Origin of the sequence: Arthrobacter sp. HMSC06H05, assembly GCF_001807395.1 — a bacterium.
GTDB classification, from domain to species: domain Bacteria; phylum Actinomycetota; class Actinomycetes; order Actinomycetales; family Micrococcaceae; genus Pseudoglutamicibacter; species Pseudoglutamicibacter albus.
Genome location: NZ_KV788983.1, coordinates 25,887 through 26,279 on the forward strand (window position 1 = coordinate 25,887; position 393 = coordinate 26,279).

Sequence of the window (393 nt, forward strand, 5' to 3'; positions counted from 1 at the left end):
GTTCCCCGCGCCTGCGGGGATGATCCGCGGGGCAGGATGTATTGCTTCAAATAGGTGTTGAGTTCCCCGCGCCTGCGGGGATGATCCGGACATCGCCTGGCATGCCGGTAATTACGGCATGAGTTCCCCGCGCCTGCGGGGATGATCCGAAGCACGCGAGAAGGCTGAGCAGGCTGAGAAGGAGTTCCCCGCGCCTGCGGGGATGATCCGGATCTCGGTATTGCGTTGCCTCCACAGTTGAAGAGTTCCCCGCGCCTGCGGGGATGATCCGTCGATACCGGCGTGCGGGTACCGGCCCCTGGAGAGTTCCCCGCGCCTGCGGGGATGATCCCGCTACCACCTACTGAGGCCGCTGGCGATCAGATGGAGTTCCCCGCGCCTGCGGGGATGATC

Annotated in this window: 1 CRISPR repeat array. The window is 65.1% G+C overall.

What is annotated here, in order from left to right:
- Positions 1–392: direct repeats of the CRISPR family, unit length 24 nt; unit sequence GTTCCCCGCGCCTGCGGGGATGAT.
- Position 393 lies beyond the last annotated feature (1 nt).